Genomic DNA, 289 nt, shown 5'->3' with positions numbered 1-289 from the left:
CTATTTTCCGGCGGACAAGACTGGTTAAACGCCAATGAATCGCCTTTTGTTGGCGAATACAGCCTGAATAGCAACAAACTCAACCGCTATCCAGACTGCCAGCCTAAAGACGTTTTACAGGCCTATGCGGCTTATGCCGGTGTAGCGCCCGAACAGGTACTGGTCAGCCGGGGCGCTGACGAAGGCATCGAGTTGCTGATCCGCGCATTTTGCGATGCCGGACAAGATAGCATTCTTATCTGCCCACCGACGTATGGTATGTATGCTATCAGCGCAGAGACCTTCAATA

At 51.9% G+C, this 289-nt stretch carries 1 protein-coding gene; it reads left to right on the top strand.

Annotated features, from left to right (window positions below):
• On the top strand, positions 1 to 289 hold a 289-nt coding region (locus tag J0A66_RS22990; RefSeq protein ID WP_206576095.1), incomplete at both ends, for an aminotransferase class I/II-fold pyridoxal phosphate-dependent enzyme.

Source organism: Bowmanella dokdonensis, from assembly GCF_017254865.1.
Classification (GTDB): Bacteria; Pseudomonadota; Gammaproteobacteria; order Enterobacterales; family Alteromonadaceae; genus Bowmanella; species Bowmanella dokdonensis.
This window is presented reverse-complemented; position numbering and strand designations above follow the sequence as displayed.